This window comes from Emergencia sp. JLR.KK010 (genome assembly GCF_037018265.1).
GTDB lineage: Bacteria > Bacillota > Clostridia > Peptostreptococcales > Anaerovoracaceae > Senimuribacter > Senimuribacter intestinalis.
On sequence record NZ_CP143550.1, the window covers coordinates 1552200 to 1571892 of the forward strand.

At 44.0% G+C, this 19693-nt stretch carries 17 protein-coding genes; 14 read left to right on the top strand and 3 right to left on the bottom strand.

Features of this window, described 5'->3' with window-relative positions; all coding sequences use genetic code 11:
* The first annotated feature begins 5 nt into the window (after positions 1-5).
* From cmk to V1225_RS07430, 3 genes are all read left to right on the top strand, one after another.
* Positions 6-659, top strand: a complete 654-nt coding sequence (gene cmk / locus V1225_RS07420; protein ID WP_160201293.1) for a (d)CMP kinase — start codon at positions 6-8, stop codon at positions 657-659.
* Positions 659-1900, top strand: coding sequence for a DUF1015 family protein (locus tag V1225_RS07425; RefSeq protein ID WP_160201292.1), 1242 nt, complete (start codon positions 659-661; stop codon positions 1898-1900). Before cmk ends, V1225_RS07425 begins: the two co-directional genes overlap by 1 nt.
* Positions 1901-1974: 74 nt before the next feature.
* Positions 1975-3561 carry a penicillin-binding transpeptidase domain-containing protein gene (locus V1225_RS07430; RefSeq protein ID WP_160201291.1) on the top strand — a complete coding sequence of 529 codons (1587 nt, stop codon included), beginning with the start codon at positions 1975-1977 and terminating at the stop codon, positions 3559-3561.
* Here V1225_RS07430 and sigK read toward each other — a convergent pair.
* Positions 3555-4181 carry an RNA polymerase sporulation sigma factor SigK gene (gene sigK, locus V1225_RS07435; RefSeq protein WP_160201290.1) on the bottom strand — a complete coding sequence of 209 codons (627 nt, stop codon included), beginning with the start codon at positions 4179-4181 and terminating at the stop codon, positions 3555-3557. The genes V1225_RS07430 and sigK overlap by 7 nt on opposite strands.
* 99 nt (positions 4182-4280) lie before the next feature.
* Positions 4281-4445: a DUF1540 domain-containing protein gene (locus V1225_RS07440; protein WP_160201289.1), complete on the bottom strand. Its 165-nt coding sequence runs from the start codon at positions 4443-4445 to the stop codon at positions 4281-4283.
* Between the two features lie 181 nt (positions 4446-4626).
* Between V1225_RS07440 and radC the strand changes: the two genes are divergently transcribed.
* The 7 genes from radC to V1225_RS07475 all read left to right on the top strand — a co-directional run bounded on the left by radC (position 4627) and on the right by V1225_RS07475 (position 12430).
* Positions 4627-5307 carry a DNA repair protein RadC gene (gene radC / locus V1225_RS07445; protein WP_160201288.1) on the top strand — a complete coding sequence of 227 codons (681 nt, stop codon included), beginning with the start codon at positions 4627-4629 and terminating at the stop codon, positions 5305-5307.
* A 28-nt stretch (positions 5308-5335) separates the two neighbouring features.
* Positions 5336-6379 carry a rod shape-determining protein gene (locus V1225_RS07450; protein WP_160201287.1) on the top strand — a complete coding sequence of 348 codons (1044 nt, stop codon included), beginning with the start codon at positions 5336-5338 and terminating at the stop codon, positions 6377-6379.
* A gap of 12 nt (positions 6380-6391) precedes the next feature.
* Complete coding sequence (mreC, locus tag V1225_RS07455; RefSeq protein WP_160201286.1) at positions 6392-7210, top strand: rod shape-determining protein MreC; 819 nt, start codon at positions 6392-6394, stop codon at positions 7208-7210.
* Positions 7207-7707 (top strand): rod shape-determining protein MreD, encoded by a 501-nt coding sequence (gene mreD, locus V1225_RS07460; RefSeq protein WP_251612641.1) that lies wholly within the window; start codon positions 7207-7209, stop codon positions 7705-7707. The genes mreC and mreD overlap by 4 nt, the downstream gene beginning before the upstream one ends.
* Positions 7704-10433: a penicillin-binding transpeptidase domain-containing protein gene (locus V1225_RS07465; RefSeq protein ID WP_160201284.1), complete on the top strand. Its 2730-nt coding sequence runs from the start codon at positions 7704-7706 to the stop codon at positions 10431-10433. The genes mreD and V1225_RS07465 overlap by 4 nt, the downstream gene beginning before the upstream one ends.
* Positions 10434-10456: 23 nt before the next feature.
* A complete protein-coding gene (gene minD / locus V1225_RS07470; protein WP_161908232.1) occupies positions 10457-11194 on the top strand; it encodes a septum site-determining protein MinD in 738 nt (245 codons plus the stop codon).
* A 210-nt stretch (positions 11195-11404) separates the two neighbouring features.
* Positions 11405-12430 (top strand): uroporphyrinogen decarboxylase family protein, encoded by a 1026-nt coding sequence (locus V1225_RS07475; RefSeq protein WP_251630219.1) that lies wholly within the window; start codon positions 11405-11407, stop codon positions 12428-12430.
* Positions 12431-12606: 176 nt separating this feature from the next.
* Here the strand turns inward: V1225_RS07475 and V1225_RS07480 are convergent, their stop codons facing one another.
* Positions 12607-13710: an FtsW/RodA/SpoVE family cell cycle protein gene (locus V1225_RS07480; RefSeq protein WP_251630218.1), complete on the bottom strand. Its 1104-nt coding sequence runs from the start codon at positions 13708-13710 to the stop codon at positions 12607-12609.
* Positions 13711-13883: 173 nt separating this feature from the next.
* On the opposite strand from V1225_RS07480, the gene rny reads away from it, so the two are divergent.
* The 4 genes from rny to thiI all read left to right on the top strand — a co-directional run bounded on the left by rny (position 13884) and on the right by thiI (position 19638).
* Positions 13884-15425 (top strand): ribonuclease Y, encoded by a 1542-nt coding sequence (gene rny, locus V1225_RS07485; protein ID WP_160201280.1) that lies wholly within the window; start codon positions 13884-13886, stop codon positions 15423-15425.
* 130 nt (positions 15426-15555) lie between these two features.
* The gene (locus tag V1225_RS07490) at positions 15556-16905 is read left to right on the top strand and encodes an MATE family efflux transporter (protein WP_160201279.1); all 1350 of its coding nucleotides are present in this window, start codon (positions 15556-15558) and stop codon (positions 16903-16905) included.
* A 17-nt stretch (positions 16906-16922) separates the two neighbouring features.
* Positions 16923-18059, top strand: a complete 1137-nt coding sequence (locus V1225_RS07495; protein WP_251612623.1) for a cysteine desulfurase family protein — start codon at positions 16923-16925, stop codon at positions 18057-18059.
* A gap of 394 nt (positions 18060-18453) precedes the next feature.
* On the top strand, positions 18454-19638 hold the full coding sequence (gene thiI, locus V1225_RS07500) for a tRNA uracil 4-sulfurtransferase ThiI (protein WP_338545944.1): 1185 nt from the start codon (positions 18454-18456) through the stop codon (positions 19636-19638).
* The last annotated feature ends 55 nt before the right edge of the window (positions 19639-19693 follow it).

The following is a 19693-nucleotide window of genomic DNA, read 5'->3' on the forward strand; positions in this document are numbered from 1 at the left end:
AATACATGAAAGAAATCATTAGAATTGCGGTGGATGGACCTAGCGGTGCAGGAAAGAGCACCATCGCCAAAGCCATTGCAAAGAAACTTTGCATAGACTATATTGACACAGGCGCAATGTACAGAGCTGTGGGATATAAAATGCTGCAAAAGGGTATCGCTATGGATGATATTCCTGCGATTACCGAAATGTTAAAAGAAACCGAAATTGACTTCTCCAGTGGAAACATCTATTTGGATGGGGAAAATATCAACGACAGAATTAGAACAGAGGAAATTTCCAAGCAGGCTTCTGATTGCTCTGCCCTTGGCATTGTCAGAGCTAAGCTTACAGAACAGCAGCAGAAGATGGGTGAGAAAAAAAGCGTTATTATGGATGGCAGAGATATCGGTACAGTGGTATTTCCAGATGCGGAGTATAAGTTTTATATTACGGCGACAGCAGAAGAGCGTGCAAACAGACGATTTAAGGAGCTGATTGCAAAGGGCGAAGAGGTGACTTATGAGAAGGTTCTTGCAGATATCAAGCAGAGAGACCATAATGATTCTACCAGAGAAATAAATCCTCTTAGAAAAGCGGATGACGCATTGGAACTGGACACCACAGAGATGAAAATTGAAGAAGTAATAGATTTTATCAGCAAGGAGATGAACAAATAATGTCGATTGTCAGACCTTTTCGGGCTGTCAGACCTGCAAAAGAAAAAGCAGAACGCGTCATTGCACTTCCTTATGATGTAATGAACAGAGAAGAAGCGGCAGAAATGGCAAAGGGAAATCCGGATAGTTTTCTTCATATCAGCAGAGCCGAAATTGATTTGCCCGGGGAAATTGATCCCTATAGCAGAAGTGTTTACGAAAAAGGCAGAGATAATATCCAGGCATTTCTAAAGAGCGGAGTGCTGCTAGAGGAAGAAAAGCCTGCCCTTTATATCTACAGACAACAGATGGATGGCAGATTTCAGACCGGAATCGTAGGATGCTGCAGTATTGACGCCTATGCAAATAACGATATCAAGAAGCATGAACTGACCAGAGTTGAGAAAGAGCAGGACAGAATTAATCACTTTGATGTCTGCAGCGCCAATACGGAACCGATATTTTTGACTTATAGGGACAGCAGCGACATTGATGCTGTAATCGATGGTTATACGAAAAGCCATGAACCGGTGTACGATTTGACAACGGCAGAAGGTATTGGACATGCACTTTGGGTTGTTGAGGAAGAAGTTGTGATAGCAAAACTTTGCGAAGCCTTTGAAGAGGTACCTGCCCTTTACATCGCTGACGGACACCATAGAAGTGCATCTGCTTACAAGGTTGGAATGAAGCGGCGGCAGGATTGTCCTAATTATACTGGTGAAGAGGAATTCAATTACTTCATGGCGGTGATTTTTCCGGACAGTCAGCTGAAAATCTTTGACTATAATAGAGTCGTAAAAGACTTAAACGGTTATACAGAGAAAGAACTTCTTCAGAAAATTGAAGAAGCAGGTTTTGTGATTATAGAAAAGGGTGCGGAGAGCTATAGACCGCAGCATATTCACGAGTTTTCTATGTATTTGAGTGGCACGTGGTATGAACTGCGGGCGAAAGATGAGCTGGTGCCGGACGATGTAATTGGTGCGCTGGATGTTTCTATTTTGCAGAATCATCTCCTTGGACCAATCCTTGGAATTTCTGATCCGCGTACAGACAAGCGAATTGACTTTATCGGAGGAATCAGAGGACTTGAGGAACTGAAACGCCGTGCGGACAGTGATATGAAGCTGGCATTTGCTGTATATCCGGTGACTATGGCAGAGCTGATGCATATTGCTGATTGTGGTCAAATTATGCCTCCGAAATCCACTTGGTTTGAGCCGAAGCTTGGGAGCGGTCTGTTCATGCATCGCATTTAAAACACTTGAAAATGTATAACGAGAGACTTTGCGGAAAAACTATCTGCAAAGTCTTTTTTATGGGAGGAAGCGACATGGTGAAGCGGTATGGAAAGCGGATTAGAATCATTGGGATTGTAGGATTGGCTTTATTTCTAGCGCTGATTGGCAGGCTGTATTATATTCAGATTTTGTGCGGGCAGGAACTGGCGGCAGGCGCTTTGGGGCAGCAGATTATAAAGGTGCAGTCTGTCAATAATCGCGGCACCATTTATGACAGGAATATGCTTCCCCTTACAGACAGCGGATGCAGTTATTATTATCTCGTGGCGGAAGAAAGGTGCGACGCGGGATTTACTCTTTTGATGAGGAAGGTGCAGGCAGAAGTGGCAGGCTCCAAAGGGGAGGGTTATACGGTATATAAGACTGCCGTGTACGATGAAGAGGTGAATGAAACGCTGCTTACCCGCTATGGCGCTTATGGATTCTGCCTTGGAAGCAGGTACGAAGATACGCAGACTGCTGCTCACTTAATCGGCTATCTCAGTGGGGAGGATAGAACCGGTGCAGCTGGTCTTGAAAAAATGTTCCAATATCGTCTCTCTGCTTCTTCTGCAAAGCTTCTGATGGTAGGCAATGGCATAGGGGCACCGGTTCCTGGAATTGGAGTAAGTCAGAGCCAGGACTGCACTGTGATTGATCCGGCAGCAGTGGTAACAACTGTTGACAGCAGTCTGCAAAAGAAAATTGAAGAAATTTTGAAAGAAAAAGAAATTTCTGGTGCGGTAGTGGTGATGAAACCGGGATCAGGACAGATTTTGGCAATGGCCAGTACGCCGGGGTTTAATCCCAATCAGGTGGAGAATTACCTTAACTCCGGACAGGGAGAGCTTGTCAACAAAGCGGTGCAGGGAGTATATCCGCCAGGTTCAGTGTTTAAAATTGTAGTGGCTGCCGCTGCTCTTGAAAGCGGTGCAGCTGATTTGACGGAAACATATAATTGTACTGGAAAGACAGAAGTTAACGGTGTAACACTGATTTGCGATGATCATCCGAGCGGACATGGGGAAGTGGATTTTGAAGAAGCTTTTGCGCTGTCCTGCAACGGCTTTTTTGCCCATTTAGCAGAAAAGACTGGATCCGAGACCATTGTTGAGATGGCACAGCGGATGGGTCTTGGAAAGACTGTCATTTCCGGCTTTCCTGATGAAGAGTCTGGAACTTTTCCGGAGGAAAGCGAGAGAAGGGATAGAGGGCTATCAAATTTTGCCATTGGTCAGGGAAGTCTCTTGGTTACACCGGTGCAAATCGCAAAAATGACCAATATTATCGCCTCTGGCGGAGTGGATTATCAGGCAACTCTTGTTATGAGTATGGAAGGACAGTCACCGGAGGGAACTAGAGTAATGACTGAAGTGACTGCCAAGGAGATTGCCCACATGATGGAGGCGGTCTGTGAAAAGGGAACGGCTTCCAGTGCAAGTCTGCATAGGAAATCTGCAGGAAAAACCGGTTCTGCCGAGGCGGGGTCAGATGAAAGTTATACAGTGCATGGCTGGTTTACAGGATATTTTCCTGCGGAGAACCCTGAATATACAGTGACTATAATTGCTGAAAATGGAAAGACAGGAAGCCGTTCAGCACTTCCTGTCTTTGAAGAGATTGTAAATTTTCTCTACTGATGAAATCCGTCTCGCAGCTTTTCCAGCGCACGCTTTTCGATTCTGGAAACATAGGAACGGCTGATATTCATAGAAGATGCGATTTCCCTCTGAGTTTTTGCCTCTCTTCCCGAAAGTCCGTAGCGAAGACAGATGATTTCCTTTTCTCTGGGTGTCAGCACTTTTTCTATGATTTCGTAAAGTTCCTTGATTTGAAATTTCAGATTTAGATTGTCAACAATTTCATCGGGATCTGTGCCTAAGATGTCATTGAGACTGATTTCGTTTCCGTCTTTATCCGTGCCGATGGGAAGACTGATGGAGACTTCCTGTTTGTTTTTCTTTGATGCCCGGATGTTCATCAGAATTTCATTTTCGATACATCTTGCCGCATAGGTGGCAAGTCTTGCGGCCTTTTTGCTGGTGTAGGTATTGATTGCTTTTATCAGCCCAATAGATCCAATGGAAATTAAATCTTCTAAAGGGGTATTGGCGCCTGTATATTTTCTGGCAATATGGGCGACCAGACGAAGATTTCTTTCGATTAAAACGTCTTTCGCCAAGGGGTCGCCAGCTTCCATCATTTCAACGTACATTTTCTCTTCATTTTCTGAAAGTGGCAGTGGAAAGGAACTGCTCATATATGTAACCCCCTCTTCGAATAAAACTATATGCGAAAAGAGAGGGCAAAGTGCATGACTACCTTGAAATAGGCATGGTTCTAAATTTAGACGCCGCGCTTATTTTACCTGGAAGGACATGCAGTCTGTGCACTGGCACTGGGTCGGATTTGCCTCGTGAGTGCCGACGGTGATTGCTTCCAGAGAGCAGTGGGTGCCATCACCTGCGATGTGCTTGCACTGCGTTACAGTGCAGTTGATTTTCTGATTACAACAATGACTCATAATAAAACCTCCTCATCACGTTATCTCAGTAAATATTTTGCCCGCCTTTCACAAAAATATAAGGGCTTTTGCTTGTAAGGACTGACAAATAATGATATAATTCATAATGATATTTTGCGATTAATTTAAAATGGAATGGAAATTGTTACGGCAGATTTTATCAGCATAGAGAGGATATGATATGCAAATAAAATTATTGCCCGAGAATGAAAGACCTGTAGAAAAAGCCTGCAGTATCGGCATAGACAAGCTGTCCAGTGCGGAGCTGATTGCGCTGATTCTTCATACAGGCACCAAAAACAAGTCAGCAATTGGTCTGGGAGAAGATGTGCTTTCAGCATTTCCCGGCGGCATCTGTGATTTAGGTGGATGTACGCTGGAAGATCTTCTGCAGATTGATGGTATCGGACCTTCCAAAGCGTGCAGTATCTTGGGAGCCATAGAACTTGGTAAGCGTATTGCGGCAAGTATGCCAAAAGAGCGCAGTACTATTACAGGTTCTGAGGATGTTGCTAAGCTTTTTATGGAAGAACTTAGATATCGGAAAAAGGAACATTTCAAATCTGTACTGGTCAACACAAAAAGCGAAATCATTGCTGTTGATTCCGTGTCTGTGGGTGAATTGTCAAGCACCATCATCCACCCGAGAGAAGTTTTCCAGCTGGCAATTAGAAAGAGCGCTGCTGCTGTAATCTTTATCCACAATCATCCCAGCGGGGATCCGACACCCAGCGGCGAAGATATTGAAACTACGAAGCGACTGACAGAAGCAGGAAAGCTTCTTGGAATTCGGGTTCTTGATCATGTCATTATTGGTGATGGCAGGTATGCAAGTATGGGAGCAATGGGATTGATGGAGTAAACGTGATAGAATTTTTGGAGGTAACAGAATGTTTAACTTATTTTCGGCAAAAGATATGGGAATCGACTTAGGAACTGCCAACACCTTGATTTACATCAAGGACAAGGGAATTGTGCTTAACGAACCATCCGTCATTGCGATGGATAACAGAAGGGGCGTTACCCTTGCGGTAGGCTCACAGGCAAAGGACATGATTGGCAAGGCGCCAGCTAACATCAGTGTTATCAGACCCCTTGAAGACGGCGTTATTTCTGATTTTGACAGAACTGCAGATATGCTAAAAGCTTTCATTGAAAAGGCTGCGGCAACCAATAAGGTAAAGAATTTCCGTGTGGTAGTCGGTGTGCCGAGCGGTGTCACTGAGGTAGAGAAGAGAGCGGTAGAAGAGACTGTCAGAAATATGGGCGCTTCCGAAGTATATATTTTAGAAGAACCGATGGCAGCTGCAATTGGAGCAGGTCTTGATGTGGACAGTTCTACTGCTTGTATGATTGCTGATATTGGCGGCGGTACGACGGATATCGCCATTATTGCGCTAGGCGGCATAGTAGCAAGTTCCTCTATTCGCCATGCGGGAGATAAGTTTAACGACGCAATCATTCAGTACATGAGAAAAAGACATGCACTGCTGATTGGTGAAAAGACGGCTGAGTACCTGAAGATTCAGGTGGGAGCAGCATGTCTTGATCTTGATGAAAACGGTGATGAGATTATTACCACTGTTAATGCCAGCGGCAGAGATATCATCTCCGGTCTTCCAAAGATTCTGGAGGTAAGCAACAGAGATATTATGATGGCGCTGCAGGAATCTGTGGATATTATTGTCGATGGTGTAAAAGCTACTATTGAGAAGGCTCCGCCTGAAATTGCGGCAGATATTGCGGCGAACGGCATGCTTCTTTCCGGAGGCGGCGGTATGATTCACAATTTGGATCAAATGATTGAAAAGAGAACTGGCGTGAAGGCGAATATAGCCGAAAATGCCTTTGAAGCAGTGGCGATGGGTACAGGCATGAGTCTGAACAATATCGAAAAACTGAAAATCTATGCGACTAGCATTAATAGAAGATAGGATAGATAGGGTATGAAGTGGATTAAAAATCACAAGTTAATCAGTTTTCTTTTGGCAGTGATTCTGCTTAGTCTGCTGTTTCTGGCAGGCTCTGTGGCTGCCGGAGGAAGTGGCAATATCGTAACGGGAGTATTCAATCGTATTTATACAGCCATTGAGCGGCCTGTTACGGCTGTAGCAGGGGGGATTTCCGACAACGTTTCCGGAATTTTCTCCTATCAGCAGCTTCAGAAGGAAAATGAAGCGCTGAAGGAAGAAAATCAAAAGCTAAAAGAGCAGGTAACGGGGCTGACCCTTTCTGCCAATGAGCTCAAAGAGTTGAAGACTTTGTCTAAAGTTTTGAATTTCAAGGGCATCAGCGGAAGCGGAGATATCGTGTCGGCAGATGTAGTATCCATGGATGGTGCCAACTGGATGAATATTTTTACCATCAATGTGGGAACTGAAAGCGGGGTTTCGCCGGATAGTATTGTTATCTGCGGTGAAGGACTTGTAGGCAAGGTGCATTCAGCGGGTAAAGGCTGGGCGAAGGTAATATCCATGATCGATGAATCCAGCCGCATTACCTTTAAAGTTTCAGGCAATCTGAAGCTGATTGGTGTGGTGGAGGGTTCTTCTGACGGAACACTCAGCGGTTTTATGCTGGACAGCAATGCCAAGGTGGAAGAAGGCGACCGTCTGGTAACAAGCGGTATGGGACTGTTTCCTGCCGGCATTGAAATTGGCAGAATTACCAAGGTAAGATACGATAGCGATGAACAGCTGCAGAAGGTGGACATCAAGTCCTCTGTTGACTTTAAATCTTTGCAGAAAGTTGCGGTGATTCTATGAAGTATCGGCAGGGATTCCTTCTATATATAGCGGCATTTTTCCTGAAACCTTTTCTGCAGGATTTGATTCCTGCCTTTGGGAACAATGTGAATCTGCTTCTATGTCTGACGGTAGTGCTGACGTTTTTGTACGATGAGACTCTTCCGGGCATTCTCTGCGGATTTGTTTTCGGGCTGCTCCACGACATAGTATTCGGCATTTATATAGGACCGGGCGTTACCGCACTGGTCGTGACGGGCATTGCAGTTTTAGTGCTGCGAGAGTTTGTAAATATAGAAAATTTTTTTAATGCACTGATTACAATGCTGTTTTCTACTTGGCTGTATACATCAGTGTACTGGGGCATTTATTTTGTACTGGGAAGTCCGTACAGCTACGGCTATGCGATGAAAACCGTGCCTTGGCAGCTTTTATTTAACTGTCTGGTTGCAGCAGTACTGTATTTGCCTCTCATTAAAAGGGTAAAAAAACACAGAAGAGATAGGTATTTTAAATGAATAAAGGGTTAAAACAGGCGCATGCAAGGTATCAGCAGATTGTAGTGGTACTCATTGTTCTGATGGTGATTTTGTCTTTTCGCTTGTTCATGGTAACAATTTTGCAGCATGAACAGTGGACTTCCAAGGCTTCAGACCAGAATACGAAGACCATCAGTACTTCTGCGCCACGGGGGAATATTTACGACAGAAACGGCGAAGCGCTCGCTATCAATAAGCAGGTATTTACCGTGAATTTTAATGTCAGCGCTTTGTCTACAGAAGAAATTAACAGTTCTGCATTGGAACTGATAAACACGCTGATTAAAAACGGCGATAAGTATACGGACAACTTTCCGATTAAAATCAACAGCAGCGGAAAATTTTATTACACTTATAAACAGCAGATTAAAAAATGGCTGTCAAAGCAGGGCTTTGATACAAATCTGACTGCGGCAGAGGCGTTCAGCAGACTTTGCAGCAGATACAATCTGGATGACAGCCAGGAGGCGAGATTTGCTTCTATGGCGATGCTGGAAGAAAAATACAACCTGAATATTCCAATCAACGAGGATAAGATGGTCTATACCTATGACCAGTCCTTGGAACTTTTCTTTGGAAAATTCAGTTCCTATGAAGATGAATTTAACGGCAAGATGACTGCAGAGGAATGCTTTGCAGCGCTTCGCAAGAAGTACGATATTGATCCGGAGCTTTCAGATAAGGAGGCACGGAAGATTTTTATTATTCGAAACGAAGTTGCGACCAATGGTTTTACTCGATATTTGCCGATTAAAGTTGCGTCGGATATCAGTACTAAAACCATTGCACATATTGAAGAATCTGGCATTCCCGGCGTGGAAGTTGCATCAGAAAGCGAGCGCGTTTATCCTAACAAAAATACGGCGTGTCATATTCTTGGTTATTTAGGTGCGATTTCCGAAAGTGAGACAGCGTACTATGTAGATGAGCGTGGGTACAGTTCCAGTGATCTTGTTGGAAAAGACGGTATAGAAGCGGCGCTGGAAGAAAAGCTTCACGGCACACCTGGCACGACCCAGATTCGTGTAAACAGTGCGGGTGAATACGTGGAGACTATCAGCACCAGCGAGCCGAAAAAAGGTTCTGATGTATATTTGACTATCGATTTGCGCCTGCAAAAGGCTGCAGAAAAATCTCTTGCCAAGGCGGCTGCGGGAAAGAGCGGTGCGGCAGTTGCAATCGATGCAGAGACAGGTGATGTTCTTGCTATGGCAAGTTATCCGACCTACAATCCGAATATTTTTGCTAATGGCATTTCTGATAGAGCCTGGGATTCAGTGCAGCAGGAAAATCCGAGAGATCCGTTTTCTCCTGCCCCGCTATATAACAATGCAACGAAGGCAGCGATTCAGCCCGGATCTACCTTTAAACCTATTACGGCGGTGGCAGCTCTGGAAGCAGGACTGGATCCTAACCGAAGCATTTACGATGACGGTATGATTGAATATGGTGATAGAGAATGGGGTTGCTCCGCATGGAATGATTACGGAGGCAGACATGGCAGCCAGAATTTGGAATGGGGTATTGGAAACTCCTGCAACACCTATTTTTATAATATTGCTACCGGTAAGGACTGGGATTCAGGTGCTTCTTTAGGCTATACCATGACCGTGGAAGATTTGATGGATACTGCAAAGAAATTCGGTCTGGGTGTCAAGACCGGTATTGAAATTGACGAGGTTGTAGCAGAAACGCCGACGTCTCAGATGAAAATAGACAACACGAAAGTGGGAATCAGAGATTATCTGTACAATAACAGAAATACTTTCTTCCCGAAGTCGGTGGTGAACGACTACGACAAGCTGGTGGAGAACCTGAGCACTATTGCGGACTGGACAGAGGACAATCCGGAGTATGGAGATTTGATTGAGCTTTTGAAAGCGCATACTGATGTAAAAGAGAGTCAAATTGAAACGGTAGCCTCCCGTGTCAAGTTTGACTACTATATTCAGGCGCAGTGGGGTGTAGGCGACCAGTTCAACTTCTCAATCGGGCAGGGATATAATGCCTATACGCCTCTTGCAATGGCAAACTATGTAGCAACGCTTGGAAACGATGGTGTCAGAAATCAGGCGAGTCTGGTTTATGGCGTAGAAGGCGAAGGGCTTAATGTTAAAGATAAAGCGGTAGATTTGAAACTGAAAGACGGCACAGTAGACGAAGTAATCAAGGGTATGCGTCGTGTATGCACCAGTGGTACGCTTTCCGGCTTCTTTGGGAATTTTCCTGTAGCAGTTGCTGGAAAAACCGGTACAGCTGAGAACCAGACGCTGATTCAGCCGAAGAGTGAAGTTAATTATGTAAAAAATCATTTGGGACAGTTTAACTCTGCGGCAGGCACTGACATTTCCTGGTCTAAGGTTAAAAAGACCATGGAAGAGATGATGGAAAAGGATTCTGAACGCTATCCATCAGAAGAGGACACGGTAGATGATGCGCTGATTGAAGCAAGCGGTTACAAGATTACTCAGTCGATGATTAATTCCTATAAGCAGACTCATGATTATGTGGCTTGGACAATCGCTATGGCGCCTGCTGATAATCCGAAAATTGCGGTGGCTGTCATGATTATCGACGGCGGTTATTCTTCCAATGCAGCGCCGGTAGCCAAGGATATCTTAGAGGCTTATCTGGGGCTGGATGAGGCTGATAATAAAGTAAAAGTAAATAAAACCGATATGGACGGAAAAAATAGAGTACAGTAGTTTAGATTTAATTGGAGGACGAAATGGGCAAAGCATTTTTAATTGCATCAGGAAAGGGCGGAACCGGAAAATCTATGTTTGCCGTTAACTTTGGCGCGACACTGGCAAAGGGAGGGGCAAAAGTGGTGATTCTGGATCTGGATTTAGGACTCCGAAATCTTGACCTATATTTTGGCCTGGAGAACAACGTAGTGTATGATGTTTACGATGTTCTGACAGGAGTCTGCCGCATCAAACAGGCTTTGATTCGAGATAAGAGGTTTGATGATTTATATCTGATGGCTGCATCACCGACCAGAGATGATGGCACGCTGACACCGCTTCATATGAAGGTGCTTTGCGAAAAGTTAAAAAATACCTATGATTATGTGATTATTGATGCGCCTTCTGGTATTGACGATGGTCTGGTTCTGTCCTCTGCAGGTGCGGATACAGCTATTATCGTGACTACACCAGAGTATTCGGCTCTTCGAGATGCAGATGCAGTGGATCGTCAGCTTCTGAAGCTGGGAATAAAAGAGCGTTTTGTTATTCTTAATAAGGTAGTTGCAGAAATGATGAGCGCTGGATATATGCCGCGGCTGCGAGAGATTACCTCCATGCTGCAGCCTCCTTTTGCGGGTCTCATCCAGTTTGATGAAAATATTCAAATTTCTATGAATTTGGGGATTCCGATTGTATTAAAGGAAGATACCTATATTGAGGAAAATTTTGAACATATCGTAGAGAGAATTGAAAAGCAACAGTCAGAACTTGTATGAGTAAAAATAGCATGACAAAGTGCACAGGTGCGTTTGGGTACCTGCGCACTTTTTTTATAGAAGAATTGAATTTACCATTATTTCTGTAAAATTTCTTAGAACAAGAGCGGCACTTATGATAGAATTGTTCTTGTAGTAGATATAGTCTTATAAAAGATATAGTCTTTACAAATGAAGCTCGATTATGTAGAATAGTAGGAGGGAAAGAGAATGGCAAAAAGAAATATGAAAGAATGGAAGGAAAGTGTAATTGCCAATCCTAGAAAGCAAGGTGCACCAGTACTTACCTTTCCATCCGTACAGCTGACAGGCGCAACAGTGAAACAGCTTGTTACAGATGCGCAGATTCAGGCAGATGGAATGAAATTCCTGGCAGAAAGAACCCCGTCTTTAGTAGCAACTAGCATGATGGATTTGACAGTAGAGGCAGAAGCTTGTGGTGCTGAGGTCAGAGTACCAGAAAATGATGTTCCGGCAACTCTGGGTGAACTGATTAAGACAAAAGCTGACGCCGAAAATATGAAAGTGCCTGAAATTGGAGCAGGCCGTACACAGCTGTTTATTGATGCAACAAAGAAGGCTGCTGAGATGATTACTGACAGACCTGTTCTTGCGGGCATTGCTGGTCCATATACTATGGCTGGAAGATTGATTGGTATGACTGAGATGATGATGGCGTGTATGAAAGAGCCTGAAATGGTGACCATCGTAATGGAGAAGTGCACGGAATTCATTACTAAATATGCGCTTGCTTATAAGGAACAGACCAATGCAGGTGGATTTGTTATGGCTGAACCGATGATGGGACTGCTTTCACCAAAGCTAAGCAAGAAATTTGTAACACCTTACTGCAAGCAGATTGTAGAGGCTGTACAGGATGAAGAATTTGTAGTAATCTTCCATAATTGCGGCGGCAATGTTACGAAGATTGCCGACCAGCTGATTGATATTAATGCAGAGGGCTATCATTTTGGCAATGTTATCAATATGGCAGATATTTGCCCGCTGCTGCCCGCTGACAAGCTGGTAATGGGCAACATTGATCCGGCAAACCAGTTCTGTTTCGGTACGGCAGAATCAATGAAAGAAAACACGAAAGCTGTAATGGAGAGTTGTCATAAGTATCCTAACTTTGTAATTTCCTCAGGCTGTGATATCGGACCAAATGCAAGTTGGGAATGTATTGACGCATTCTATGAGGCAATCGACGAGTTCTATATGGAAAAAGGACTTTAAAAAATTTTGCAATCAGGTCAAATTTTATATACCTTCACATTACTAACAGAAGAGACACCCTAGCTTTGCCAACTTAAGGGTGTCTCTTTTACTGTCGGTCATAGTTAATCATAGAGAAAGACGATATAATCAAAGAGTGCAACTGAATCAATTTTGCTTTAGTTGTTCACGCTTGATTAAAAATTAATCCCCTTACTGCGCATACCCACATCTAATACCAGACCGATGGCGAACATATTACTCATGATGGATGAACCACCTGCGCTGAGCAGCGGCAGGGTAATACCGGTTACTGGCATAAGCCCCATGGTCATGGCGATGTTTTCAAAGATTTGGAATGCAAACATGCCGATGACACCGGCAACCACCAGGGCGCCGTAAAAGTCTAAAGCGTCTCTGACAATACCTGCCATGCGAACCATTAAAATTGTAAATAATCCGATAACAGCAAGTCCTCCAATCAGTCCCAGTTCTTCGCCGATTACAGAGAAGATAAAGTCAGAGGTCTGTACTGGGATAAAATCCAGTTCTTTCTGCGTACCATTGAAAAGACCTTTTCCGAAGACACCACCAGAACCGATAGCAACTTTGGACTGCCATACCTGCCAGTTGCCGGACAGATTCAGATTATCCGGGTGAAGAAAGGCTTCGATACGCTCTTTCTGATAGTCTGCCATAAAGACATAGGCAACAGGAACGGCCGCAAGAACCAGAGCAAAAAACTTTCCGAAGACTTTCAGATTGATACCTGCAAAGAAAATCATGGCTACCCAGGTGAAAGAGAATACTAAGGCGCTTCCTAAATCCTCTTTCAGCACGATAATGATAATAGGCGCAGCCACAATGCCAGCCTTCAGAAGACCTTTGAAGTTATATAAGTCATCTTTGTGCTCGTTGAGATAGCCTGCCATAATAAGAATAAATAAAAGCTTAACAAATTCTGACGGCTGGATGGTAGTTACCCCCAGGTTAATCCAGGAACGAGCGCCGAACTGCTCCATACCAAGTCCCGGTATGTATACTGAGAGAAGAAGTAGCAGCGACAGCATGTAGAGATACTTTTCCATCCCAGCGAACATATTATAGTTAAAGTTTAAAATTATGACAACACCTATAAATCCAATGAAGTAGGCAATGCACTGTACCACCACTTCTCGGGATATAAATCCACTGCTGATTTGGGTGCTTCCAATCATCAAAATGCTGAGTCCGGCAAGCAGAACAACAACTCCGATGATGACTTTATCGATATTTTTAATTAAATTTGAAAAATAGTTCATAGTTTTCCCCTCTTGTTCTTGACATTATGCCGATTACAACATTATAATATATGTTGTGCGAATATATCAAGATTTAATTACGTAATGCGAAATTTTTTATTGAAAACCTTGAAAATATAAGACGACTTTAGAAGAGACTTGAAGAAAAATTAAAAAAAGAAGGAGGTGCTTTAATGTCTCCAATTATATGGATTATTATCTGTGTAGCAGTACTTGCGCTCGGAATATTAGTAGGCTATATCCTGAGAAAAAATATCGGGGAAAAGGCCATCGGCAGTGCAGAACAGAAAGCAAGAAATTTGATTCTGGACGCTGAGAATAAATCCGAAACGATTAAGAAAGAGATTACATTAGAAGCAAAAGAAGAAGCTCATCGCATGCGAACAGACATTGAGCGAGAGGCAAAAGAGAGAAGAGCTGAGATACAGCGCTCTGAAAGAAGGTTGATTCAGAAAGAAGAGTCAGTTGACAGAAAACTGGAAAACATCGAAAAAAGAGAAGAAAGCATTACTAAACACGAGAAAGAAATCTTAGAAAAGAAACAAGAGTTAGAAGGTTTTGTAGCAAGACAGATTGAGGAATTAGAAAAGATTTCCGGTCTGACTGCTGAAGAAGCGAAAGCTTTGCTTTTGGACGAAATTGAGAAGGATGTCAGACATGACGCTTCTTTGATGATTAAGGATATCGAGTCTAAGGCAAAGGAAGACGCGGACAAGAAAGCCAAAGAAATCATTACTGGAGCAATTCAAAGATGTGCGGCAGACCATGTTGCAGAAAGTACAGTTTCTGTAGTTTCTCTGCCAAACGATGAAATGAAGGGCAGAATTATCGGTCGTGAAGGAAGAAACATCAGAGCGATCGAAACACTGACCGGTGTAGATTTGATTATTGACGATACACCGGAGGCAGTTATCATTTCCGGATTTGATCCAGTAAGACGTGAGATTGCAAGAATCGCACTGGAAAAGCTCATCGTCGATGGTCGAATTCATCCTGCCAGAATTGAAGAAATGGTGGACAAAGCTGAGAGAGAAGTCAATTCAATCATCAAAGAAGAAGGTGAACAGGCAACCTTTGAAGTTGGAATTCACAACCTCCATGGAGAACTTGTGAAGCTTCTGGGAAGACTGAAATACAGAACTTCTTATGGGCAGAATGTGTTAAAACATTCTGTGGAAGTTGCACATTTGGCGGGGCTCATGGCAGGAGAGCTTGGTCTTGATCCAAAGCTGGCCAAGCGTGCAGGATTGCTTCACGACATAGGCAAATCTCTTGACCACGAGTATGAAGGCACCCATGTCGATATCGGCATTCAGATTTTAAAGAAATATAAGGAGTCTGAGGCGGTAATCAACGGCATGGCTGCTCATCACGGGGATTATGAACCTAAGAGTATGGAAGCAGTATTGATTGCTGCTGCTGATGCGCTTTCTGCAGCAAGACCTGGTGCGAGAAGAGAAACCTTAGACGCATATATCAAACGTCTTGAAAAGCTGGAAGAAATCGCGAATACTACGCCTGGTGTAGACAAGTCTTTTGCAATTCAGGCGGGCAGAGAAATCCGTATTATTGCAAAACCGGAAGAAATGAACGATGATGATATTGTCTTGCTGGCCAGGGAAGTTTCCAAGAAGATTGAATCTGAACTGGAATATCCAGGGCAGATTAAAGTCAATGTGGTTAGAGAAACAAGAGCAATCGACTACGCTAAGTAATATCGCAAGTATAACTCCCCATTTCCGATGGGGAGTTCTTTCATGAGAAGGTTTTATGCATAGGTGATAATTTTCTCATAGGATGGCATGCATAGTTATACTTTTGCGAGGAAAGAAGGACAAAAAATAAATGATAAAACAAACGGAACCCAATTACTATAAACGACTTTTGCTGCTGGCAATGCCAATTGTGCTGCAGCAAATTATTTCCGTAAGCTTGAATTTAGTGGACAATATTATGATTGGAAAACTGGGGCCGTTACCGCTTGCGGCGGTAGGTTCTGCGAATCAGGTCTTTGGAATTTATTCTATGATTCTATTTGGGCTGTTTAGCGGGGCGGCAGTGCCACTGGCGCAGTATTTCGGCGTTAGGGACTTTAAGAGTATTCGAGGGATTGTCGGCATGGATGTAATTCTTTGTTTGGTAATGGGTATTCCTACGGTGATTGCAGTGGTTGTCGCAGCACCTGAGGTTATCTCTTTTTTCGCAGATGATCCGCAGGTAATTGCTCTTGGCACCCAGTACATCAGAATTACGGCATTGACCTATTTGACGGTAGGCGTCAGCTATGCTATTGCGTTTAACTCCAGATCGGTTCAGTCACTAAAGGTTCCGACTATCATTAATGTGTGCAGTATTTTGACCAATACTGTGCTCAACTATATGATGATTTACGGTCACGGTGGTTTTAGTGCCATGGGAGTAAAGGGGGCAGCTCTTGCTACACTGATTGCGAGAGTTTTTGAGCTGACTGCGTTAATTACATATCTGTGTGTGGATAAGAATCACCCGTTTCATGGGCGAATTAAGGACTTTACCAGCTTTACCATGGATTTTGTAAAGTCGGTGATGAAGACGGCACTGCCAGTAGTCATCAGTGAAGGAGGCTGGTCTCTTGGGGTCAGCTTGACCTTTGCGGCATACGGCAAAATTAGTGCGCAGGCGTTGGCGGTCATTCAGGTCAGTCAGGTTCTCTGCAATCTTTGTCAGTGTGCATCTTTTGGTGTGGGTAATGCAAATGCAGCGCTAATAGGTGCAACGCTTGGGCAAGGGAAAGGGGAAGAAGCCTATGAAAATTCTAAGAAATATATGGTAATCCAGTGGGGACTTAACGCAATCATGTGCGTGCTGATTTTGCTGCTGCGAAGACCGATTGCTGTAATTTACGATTTTGACGCAGAGACAACACAGATGTTAATGCTTTCTTTGGGAGTCTTTGCATTTACTTTGATACCAAGAATGGCGTCCTATGCGGTACAGTCCGGTATTTTGCGCGCCGGAGGAGATACCTTTTTCTGTATGGTGGTAGAGCTTGTCTGCAATTTAGGCATTGAGGTGGCGTTGGCGTATATCAGCGTACTGGTATTTAAACTGCCGCTGCATCTCTGCATTCTGGTAGCATCCGGCGGAAATCTGGTAAAGGCAATTGTCGAATACAAGCGATATCTTGGAAAAAAATGGATTAATACAATCATTTGAGCATATAGGAGAAAAGAATGTTTGTTTATTTGGATAACAGTGCGACCACTCGTCAGTATGAACGGGTGACGGAAGTGATGAAAACTTCCATGGAAGAAAACTATGGGAATCCGTCTTCCCTGCATAAACTGGGACTTGCGGCAGAAAAGCAGATGCGACAAAGCCGCAAAACGGTAGCGGATTCACTGGGGGCAAAGGAAGACGAAGTATTTTTTACATCGGGAGGAACAGAAAGTGATAACACCGCACTTTTTGGTGTTGCCCGCGCAAGAAAACGGACAGGCAAAAAAATCATTACAACTAAGGTGGAACATCCTGCCGTGATGGAAAGCTGTAAGGCGCTTGAAGCAGAGGGCTTTCAGGTGGAATACATCGGCGTGGACGATAAGTGCCGTTTGAATATGGAAGAACTGCATGCTGCCATCAACGAGGACACGATTCTGATTTCGATTATGGCAGTCAACAATGAAACAGGAACGATTATGCCCATAGAGGAAATCGCAAAGATAAAGGAAAACGCGTTGCTGCACACAGACGCAGTGCAGGCCTATGGGAAAATTTCTCTGGAACATACTGGCGCTGATTTGATTTCTGTCAGCGGACACAAAATTCATGGCCCAAAGGGGATTGGCGCGCTTTATGTGCGGAAAGGGATTCGATTGCCGGCTTTTGTTGTAGGCGGCGGACAGGAAAGGCATATGCGTTCAGGAACAGAAAATGTGCCCGCCATACTGGGATTTGGCGAGGCCGTGGAGATTTCTCAGAAAACATTTGCTGAACGTGTTAGAACTATGGGAAAAGCCAGAGAACACCTGCTTGCAGGGCTTTTAGATCAGGTGCCTGATATCAAAATTAACAGCCCGGACGATGGTGCAGTAAGTGTGCTCAACGTTTCATTTTTGGGAACCCGGGGCGAAGTTTTGCTGCACACGCTGGAGCAGGACGATATCTATGTATCCACAGGGTCAGCCTGTTCTTCCAATAAAAAAGGGCGCAGTCATGTGCTTGCTGCCATGGGTCTTACGGATAAAGAAATCGAAGGTGCGATTCGTTTCAGTTTCAATGAATTTAACACCATAGAAGAAATGGACTACGTAATTGATAAAGTGAAAAACGCTGTGAGCCGCTTTAGGCGACTGGGCAGTTTTAGATAATAGTTTGCTGCGAAGAATTAGTAAAGTTTGCAGTTTTAATGGAAGGTTGTGCCAAAAGGACTATTCGAAAGGTATTTGCACAACTTTGCGGATACACTAGAATGAAAGCTGTGTAAATCAGCGCGAAATAGGTCAATCTGCACAACAAGGTTGTGCAAAATAGGAAATTTGAAGTGTGTGTGCACAACCTTGTGAAGACAGAAATTAGGTGGGTTGTGCAAACTGAAGCAGGACGCAGCTAATCTACACAACTAAGTTGTGCAAGACATGGTAATCAAATGATGTCTGCACAACCCTGCGTATATAACAGGCTCCAGAGTTGTGCAAATCGATGGAGAAGCAATTAATCTGCACAACAGCGTAATGAATTATGAGATAGTAGAAGGGAAAGAAAATGAACGAACAGAATATTTTTATTGTCCGTTGCGGTGAAGTGGCTTTAAAAGGTATGAATAAGCCGTATTTTGAGCGAATGCTGGTAGATCGGATTCGAAAAAATCTAAAGGAATTTGATGCGGTAGATGTGAGACGACATGAAGGTCTAATCTTCGTCAGAGCAGATAAAAAATACGACAAGGAACAACTGATCAAACAGATTTCAAAGGTTTTCGGTGTGGCATCTATCAGCCCGGCTGTGGAGGCACCGAGCAATCTTGATGCAATCGGTGAAGAGGCTGTCAAATACATGATGGAACTGATTGAGACCAAAGGCGTCAAGACCTTTAAAGTAGAGGCTAAACGTGCAGATAAAAATTTCCCGGTCAAGTCGCCGGATATCGGCAGAATCATCGGTGCAAAGGTGCTGATCGGCTGCAAGGTGCTAAAAGTAGATGTGCACAATCCGGACGTTCATCTTTTTGTCGATGTACGTCATGATAAATCTTATATTTATCAGCAGAAAATCGCTGGCTTTGGAGGGCTTCCTCTTGGCACTAACGGCAAAGGCATGGTGCTGCTTTCCGGCGGAATTGACAGCCCGGTAGCGGCGTGGATGATGGCAAAGCGAGGCATGGTCATCGAGGCGGTGCATTTCCATTCCTATCCGTACACCAGCCAGCGTGCCCAGGAAAAAGTAGAAGATCTGGCGCGCATTGTGGCATCCTACTGCGGAAATTTTAAAATGCATGTGATTAATCTGCTACCGATTCAGGAGCAGATTGTACAGAACTGTCCGGAAGAAGAAACCACTATTTTGGTGCGTCGCTTTATGATGCGCATTGCTGAAAAGATTGCCGAAAAGAATCGCGCCATGATGCTGATTACTGGTGAAAATCTGGGGCAGGTGGCAAGCCAGACTGCAGAGGCGCTGGTGGTGACCGATGCCTGCGTGAAGATGCCAGTGATGAGACCGCTCATAGCCATGGACAAAGTTGATATCATGGATAAAGCCGAAGAAATTGGCACCTTTGAAACATCCATTCAGCCATATGAAGACTGCTGTACCGTATTCCTGCCTAAGCATCCGACAACAAAACCAAAACTGGAACGTATTTTGGAATCGGAAAGTCATCTGGATGTAGACGCATTGGTTGAGGCGGCAGTGGCATCAGCCGAAGTTGTACAGATTCGACAAAATTAGTAAGATTCCCCCTTTTTCTCTTAAAGACAAGACGCTAAGTCAGAATTATAATAGA

Coding starts and splice junctions, on each gene's coding strand:
- mreC (WP_160201286.1), top strand. CDS start 6,392: ATGAAGTGGATTAAAAATCACAAGTTAATCAGTTTTCTTTTGGCAGTG.
- thiI (WP_338545944.1), top strand. CDS start 18,454: ATGAACGAACAGAATATTTTTATTGTCCGTTGCGGTGAAGTGGCTTTA.
- V1225_RS07465 (WP_160201284.1), top strand. CDS start 7,704: ATGAATAAAGGGTTAAAACAGGCGCATGCAAGGTATCAGCAGATTGTA.
- V1225_RS07440 (WP_160201289.1), bottom strand. CDS start 4,445: ATGAGTCATTGTTGTAATCAGAAAATCAACTGCACTGTAACGCAGTGC.
- V1225_RS07495 (WP_251612623.1), top strand. CDS start 16,923: ATGTTTGTTTATTTGGATAACAGTGCGACCACTCGTCAGTATGAACGG.
- mreD (WP_251612641.1), top strand. CDS start 7,207: ATGAAGTATCGGCAGGGATTCCTTCTATATATAGCGGCATTTTTCCTG.
- V1225_RS07450 (WP_160201287.1), top strand. CDS start 5,336: ATGTTTAACTTATTTTCGGCAAAAGATATGGGAATCGACTTAGGAACT.
- minD (WP_161908232.1), top strand. CDS start 10,457: ATGGGCAAAGCATTTTTAATTGCATCAGGAAAGGGCGGAACCGGAAAA.
- V1225_RS07480 (WP_251630218.1), bottom strand. CDS start 13,710: ATGAACTATTTTTCAAATTTAATTAAAAATATCGATAAAGTCATCATC.
- cmk (WP_160201293.1), top strand. CDS start 6: ATGAAAGAAATCATTAGAATTGCGGTGGATGGACCTAGCGGTGCAGGA.
- radC (WP_160201288.1), top strand. CDS start 4,627: ATGCAAATAAAATTATTGCCCGAGAATGAAAGACCTGTAGAAAAAGCC.
- rny (WP_160201280.1), top strand. CDS start 13,884: ATGTCTCCAATTATATGGATTATTATCTGTGTAGCAGTACTTGCGCTC.
- V1225_RS07490 (WP_160201279.1), top strand. CDS start 15,556: ATGATAAAACAAACGGAACCCAATTACTATAAACGACTTTTGCTGCTG.
- V1225_RS07475 (WP_251630219.1), top strand. CDS start 11,405: ATGGCAAAAAGAAATATGAAAGAATGGAAGGAAAGTGTAATTGCCAAT.
- V1225_RS07425 (WP_160201292.1), top strand. CDS start 659: ATGTCGATTGTCAGACCTTTTCGGGCTGTCAGACCTGCAAAAGAAAAA.
- V1225_RS07430 (WP_160201291.1), top strand. CDS start 1,975: ATGGTGAAGCGGTATGGAAAGCGGATTAGAATCATTGGGATTGTAGGA.
- sigK (WP_160201290.1), bottom strand. CDS start 4,181: ATGAGCAGTTCCTTTCCACTGCCACTTTCAGAAAATGAAGAGAAAATG.